Annotated in this window: 6 protein-coding genes and 1 pseudogene; all 7 read left to right on the forward strand. The window is 31.4% G+C overall.

Annotated elements, in window-relative coordinates:
- Nucleotides 1–195 (forward strand): hypothetical protein (locus tag I130_RS16730; RefSeq protein ID WP_034924835.1); only part of this gene is annotated, 195 nt, incomplete at its 5' end.
- 194 nt (nucleotides 196–389) lie between these two features.
- Nucleotides 390–1655 (forward strand): erythromycin esterase family protein, encoded by a 1266-nt coding sequence (locus I130_RS14485; protein ID WP_198012061.1) that lies wholly within the window; start codon nucleotides 390–392, stop codon nucleotides 1653–1655.
- 773 nt (nucleotides 1656–2428) lie between these two features.
- Entirely contained in the window at nucleotides 2429–3943 is a 1515-nt protein-coding gene (locus I130_RS16320; protein WP_051119733.1) for a P-loop NTPase fold protein, read from the forward strand.
- A gap of 163 nt (nucleotides 3944–4106) precedes the next feature.
- On the forward strand, nucleotides 4107–4931 hold the full coding sequence (locus I130_RS14500) for a tetratricopeptide repeat protein (protein ID WP_034924846.1): 825 nt from the start codon (nucleotides 4107–4109) through the stop codon (nucleotides 4929–4931).
- A 412-nt stretch (nucleotides 4932–5343) separates the two neighbouring features.
- Nucleotides 5344–5562, forward strand: a pseudogene (locus I130_RS16840) (DNA translocase FtsK); the annotation flags it as partial.
- A gap of 318 nt (nucleotides 5563–5880) precedes the next feature.
- Nucleotides 5881–6015 carry an HNH endonuclease gene (locus I130_RS16845; protein ID WP_232224153.1) on the forward strand — a complete coding sequence of 45 codons (135 nt, stop codon included), beginning with the start codon at nucleotides 5881–5883 and terminating at the stop codon, nucleotides 6013–6015.
- Between the two features lie 218 nt (nucleotides 6016–6233).
- The coding region (locus I130_RS17010; RefSeq protein ID WP_157480450.1) for a helix-turn-helix domain-containing protein at nucleotides 6234–6390 on the forward strand (157 nt) is incomplete at its 3' end.

Raw genomic sequence — 6390 nt, forward strand, 5'->3', positions numbered from 1 at the left:
GATGTAATGACCAGTTTGTATACATTAGATGCAAGTTCATCTTCCCAAATAACTATTACAGAATACAATTCTGAACAAAATATTTTAAAAGGGAATTTTGAATTGTCACTCCTCCAGGAATGGAGTAATCCTGAAAACAATGTCAACAAACTAATTTTCAAAAATGGAGGGTTTAAAGTGACAATTGATGATTGAGGTAGTAAAAACTATTTACAACATCGGTTAAGCGCAAATAGCGGGCATTCTGGTGAAAAGTACTATTTTAGACACCAAGTATAAAATAACAAATCCGACAAGACCGCGTCCCTACTCCACGCTACTTGCCTTAACCAAGACCGTTGGCACCAATTAAAAATAGTGCTTCAATCAAGTTTCAGAATAAAATAAAAATGAAATATATCAAATGTTTTATATGTTTATTAATTATTGGATGCACTCCAATTGAAAAGAAAATAGCAAATCAAATTGTACCTATAAACCTAAATTCCGAGGAAGCATTTGAACCTATTGGAAACGTTGTTAAAAATAAGGATATCGTAATATTAGGGGAGTCGCAACATGGAGATGGAAGAACTCTTGAGCTTAAATCACAACTTTTAAAATATCTAATAGAAGAACAAGGATTTAATACTATTGCGTTTGAAGGTCGAGGGTTTTTAGATATGGAGATTTTAAATAATCATACACCTTTAGATAGTTTGTCTAAATCCTTAAGCAAGAATTCACTTTTGACATGGTATGCTCAAGAACAAATGGATATGCTTAATAGCGCAATATTAAATAATGATTTAAACTTTATAGGTTTGGAAAGCTATTCATATTTTGTTAATCGTGACCCCGATTCCTTCATTGATTACCTAAAAAGTTTTTTAGAGAAAAATTATGAAAATATTGAGTTTAATCAATGGCTTAGACTAAAGAAAATCAATTACAATATTGGTTTATCTAAGACAGACGATATTACTGAAATAGATATTGATTTCTACTCCCAATATTTGACTTCAATTATTGATGAAATTGAAAGACAGTCAAAAGCTGGAAATCCGAAAAACACTGAAAAAGACATTGTATTAAATAGCATTAAAAATGCAGCAAAATATGCAGTCCTATTTAAAAACAGATGGCTTTATGAAGGTGAAATAAACTTCCCCATTTATAATAATTTACGTGATAAACAAATGGCAGAAAATTTATTCTGGCACAAAACGCGGAATCCAAATGCAAAAATAATAGTTTGGACAGCAAATTTTCATGGAGCAAAAAAAATAAAGGATGTCAGATATAAGAAAGAGGATTCCATTTTATACAATGGTTATACACTTCTAGGAGAACATTTACATAAAAAATATGGAAATTCATTATACAGTATTGCTTTCACATCTGCGGGTGGCGAAAGTGCACTTCTTAATCAAGAACCAAATGAAATAATCGCACCAGAGGGCTCGCTTGAAAAGGCAATAGAACACAAAAATATTGACTTTGGTTTTATAGACTTTTCTGCACTAAGAAAATCATATCCTGAAATGAAAAATCAAAATTTTGATGCCATTATTTTGGGTCATGACAACAAACCTGGAAAATGGCTTAATGTTTTTGATGGAATATTTTTCGTTAGAAGGAATGAAAAAATTAGCTCAGTACAAAAAGAAAATTAACTGGTGCCAACATCGGTTAAGCGCAAATAGCGGGCAATCTGGTGAAAAGTGCTATTTTAGACATCAAGTAAAAAACAACAAAGCCGACAAGAACGCGTCCCTACTCCACGCTACTTGCCTTAACCAAGACCGTTGTAAACAAGGGCTCCAAAAAAAATAAAGAACATAATTTCGGTTTAAAATGACGTAAATCTTTCGCAACTGTTGCGCTGAATTTATGAGATTGAAAAATTCTTAAAATGAAGTTCGTTGGCTCTTACTCGAACCCAAAAGATTCGAGTCATTATTCTGAATTTTACTCAGGATTGTTAGCTACAAAAAAATTGAAAGATTTTTAAATTTAAATCGCTGAATTTACTCGGGCGTTAAAAAGTCATATGAAAATGAGAATTAAAGAACAAATAATTTAAAAGTTTTACGCTGACTTTTGCTCGAACCGAAGATTTGAGTTCTTATTCTGACTTTTACTCAATATTGTTTTCAACAAAAAATTGAATGATTTTAAAACTAGAAAGCTGATCTTACTCGTATGTGAAAAATGACAAAATCGAATTGCTTTTAAAAAAAAAAATCTGATCAGACCGCTAAAAATAAAGGCTCACTCGGATAGTCGCCCCAGTTCACAACATCGGTTAAGCCCAAATAGCGGGTATTTCAACAAAAAGTAATATTTTAGTGACCAAGAAAGAAACAACAAAGCCGACAAGAACGTGTCCCTACTCCACGCCACTTGGCTTAACCAAGACCGTTGGCAACAATATTCAAACAGACGTATGATTTTTAAAGAACTCTCAATCACAAATGAATCTAGTCGTTTTCACGAGCATCTCTCATCCCAAGAAAATGATAGAATCATCCTATCAGGAATTTTCGGATTAGGAAAAACATATTTTATTAATAAATTTTTCCAAGATAAAGAAGATGAGTATATATCAATAAAGCTTAATCCTGTCAATTATTCTGTGTCCGGCAACCAGGATATATTTGAATTAATAAAATTTGATATTGGCTTTCAACTTTTCAGTTTAAATCCAGAATTCGAAAAGGTAGAAATGGGTACTTTTCTTGCAGGACAATATTATTTAATTGAAAATTATCGTGAGGTTATAAAAAACCTAACTAAAAATCTCTCAAAGTTGGATCATCGATTAAATGTAATTGTAAATCCAGCAATAGAACTAGGTGAGAAAATTGATCAATTTAAAAAAGAGAGGAGTATTGATGATGAGAAAGAATTGAAAAGCTTCTTAGAATTTTTTAAACTAAAAAAAGGCACATTTAGAGAAGAGGATAGTATTACAGAATTAATTCATTATTTAGTACAAACCGTAAAGTCTAATAATCCTAATAAAAAAATTGTCCTAACCATTGATGATTTAGATCGTATCGATCCCGAACATATTTTTAGGATTTTAAATGTGTTCTCGACTCATTTTGATTTTTACGATTATGAAGGAGAAAACAAATTCGGTTTTGACAAAGTAATTTTAATATGTGATATAGCTAACATTAGAGAGATTTTTCGAAGTCGTTATGGTAGCAATATTGACTTCTCTGGATATATAGATAAATTCTACTCTACGGAAATTTTTCATTATAGCTTTTCATCAATAATTGTAGAAAATTTAAAGAAGTTCTTCAAAAGTATAAAAACTAATCACTCTATTATACAGGATTATTTCCAATCTGGTCACGAAAATATCTATACTAATGAATTAGAATTTATTTTAAATCATTTTGTCACGGCAAATTGTTTAAGCACAAGAGCTTTAGTTAACTTCCTCAACAAAGAATATAAATTCCCAAACTACACTTTAGAAACAGATGATAGAGCTAAAATATATTCAACAGAAACACCTATTTTAGGAACTTTAGATTTACTAGAAAATTTAATGGGTGGTAGTGAAGAACTTTTAAAAGCTCTAGAAAAAACAATTGAAAGATATCCTCGTAAGGAATTCTCACCATATCAAAGTTTTTGGGATGCTAGAATTGGAAATTTAATTATGTTGATTGATAATGAGGAAAATAATTTCGACTTATCTGGAGAAAATAGAATTTACCAAAGTGAAAAATACAATATTAGAGTAGCATATAAAATTCAACCTTCAAGTAGTCATTATGGAGCCTATGCTAGAGCAACTAGGATTGGACATCATAATGATGAATTTACTGGTGAAGAAACAATTGATTTTCATCAAAGTATAACTAAACGTAAATTACCCTATTTTCAACTTTTAAGAGATGCTTATTTAAATAAATTAAGTTTCATAACTAATCTTCGGTAAAATACTGTTGCCAACATCGGTTAAGCTCAAATAGCGGGCAGTCGTATGAAAAGTGCTATTTTAGACACCAAGTAAAAGACAACTAAGCCGACAAGAACGTGTCCCTACTCCACGCTACTTGCCTTAACCAAGACCGTTGGGCAGCATTAAAAAAACCAAAAAAATGAAAATTCTGAATTTGTCATTTATTCTTTTGACACTAATTTCTTGTCAAGAAAAACAAGTTAGTAATGATGATTTAATTGCTGATAAGGTTGAGATTGATAAAAATAAGCAAGAGAAAATTATTAATGAACATTTAAAAAATGGAGCTTGGAATTATCGAATTGACTCTCAAGAATGGCAAGATGAAATTGATAAAGGACTCAAAAAAGATTCAACTATTGCATACCTATGGCAACAAAAAGCGATGCCTTTGATAAAAGAAGGTAAATATGAAATTGGTATTGAATATATTGATAAGGCCGTAAAATATGACCGTAGAAAATGGCAGGAATATCGTGCGTTTACGAAATGTATTTTTGCAAAAACATATAAAGATGCAATTATTGATTTTAAGGATTACAAAGAGAAGTATGGATATGGATATGTAATGGATCATTCTTTCGATTTCTACATCGGACTTTCATATTTACAGCTAAATGAATTTGAAAAGGCTGAAAAGATATTTGAAACTGACTATGAATACCAAATAAAGGACAAAGGAGAAAGTTGGTTACATCATTTAGACCTATTCTATTATGGAATTAGCAAGTATGAATTAAACGAATATGAAGAAGCCATAGAACTATTTGATATGGCTCTTGAGCGATATCCACAGTTTTCAGATGTTCAAGTTTACAAAGCTATTTGTTTGAGAAAACTAAATAAACTAGAAGAAGCTAAAAAGTATGAAGAATTAGCTGAGAATAATGGGCGAAATGGATATTCAATTAACGAGGCAAATTCCATTTATGAAAGATATCCTTATCAAAGGAGGTGGAAATAAAAAACGCAGCCCAACATCGGTTAAGCGCAAATAGCGGGCAATCGAGTAAAAAGTGATATTTTAGACACCAAGCAACAAAATAACTAAGCCGACAAGAACGCGTCCCTACTCCACGCTACTTGCCTTAACCAAGACCGTTGTGTGTAAGCTAAAGAAAAATCCAGAAAAGAAAAAAATGGGAATATTTGATTTTTTAAAACCGCGAAACAAGTCCAAAATTGAGAGAGCTATAGAAGTTGAAAATGAAATTTCAAGCCTAACTAAGCTTAAGAATGAAGATAGATTTCCAAATTTGGAAACTCATAAACAAGAAGTAGTACTTACAAAATCAGAAATTGAAAGTTTTATTAATCAAGAAGTTATTTCTAGGATAACAAATGAAGAAAGCATTGGTTTCAGCTCAAAGAATTTTGATCCTTTATTCAAAGAAGCGGCAGAAATTATAGTAATCGCTCAGCAGGGTTCGGCCTCATTACTTCAAAGAAAATTAAAATTGGGATATAATAGAGCCGGAAGATTAATTGATGATTTAGAATTGATAGGAATTATTGGTCCTTTCGATGGAGAGAATGCTAGATTGGTTAACATTGCAGATTTAGCTCAATTAGATAATCTTTTTGAAAAGGATGAAGAACGAAATGAGAGATTAAGGCATTTTAAAACATATATTTTACCACATCAGGAAATTTTAATTTCTAGTAAAGTTGAAGAGATAAAAAAACAAGAAAAAATTGAAGAAGAAAGGAAATTAAAAGAAAACCTACGACGAGAAATAATTGAAAAAGAAAATGAAAGAATTGAAAAAGAACGAATTAAAAAGCTTAGCGTAGAAATAACCGATGAGTTAATTGAACAAGGACTTTTATCAAATTCTAATAATATTTTAAAGAGAGAAAAAATACCCCAAGAGGTACTTGATAATGTTTGGAACCGAGATGGCGGTAAGTGCGTGTATTGCGGAAGTCAAGAAAAAATTGAATTTGACCATATTATTCCATTTTCAAAAGGCGGATCTAATACTTACAGAAATATTCAAATTTTATGTGAGAAATGTAATCGCGAAAAATCAGCTAGTATAGGATAAAACGTGATAACGCCTACACACAACATCGGTTAAGCGCAAATAGCGGGCAATCTATTGAAAAGTGCTATTTTAGACATCAAGTAAAAAACAACAAAGCTGACAAGAACGTGACCCTACTCCACGCTACTTGCCTTAACCAAGACCGTTAGGCACAATAATTTTTCACGTTCCTGAGTTCAATAACTTAACGCAACAAATCATAACTTTAGATTTGTTGTATGGAACCAAAAAAACACCGGCGATTATCACATCAAGAAAGGGTAATTATCCAGACTCTTTTAGAAGAAAATAGACCTAAATCTTTCATAGCAGAGAAGCTCGGAAGAACCCGATCTACCATCACCAGAGAAGTCAATAAATGGGTAACTAAACCCA

The sequence above is a fragment of the Gillisia sp. CAL575 genome, assembly GCF_000403785.1.
GTDB lineage: Bacteria > Bacteroidota > Bacteroidia > Flavobacteriales > Flavobacteriaceae > Gillisia.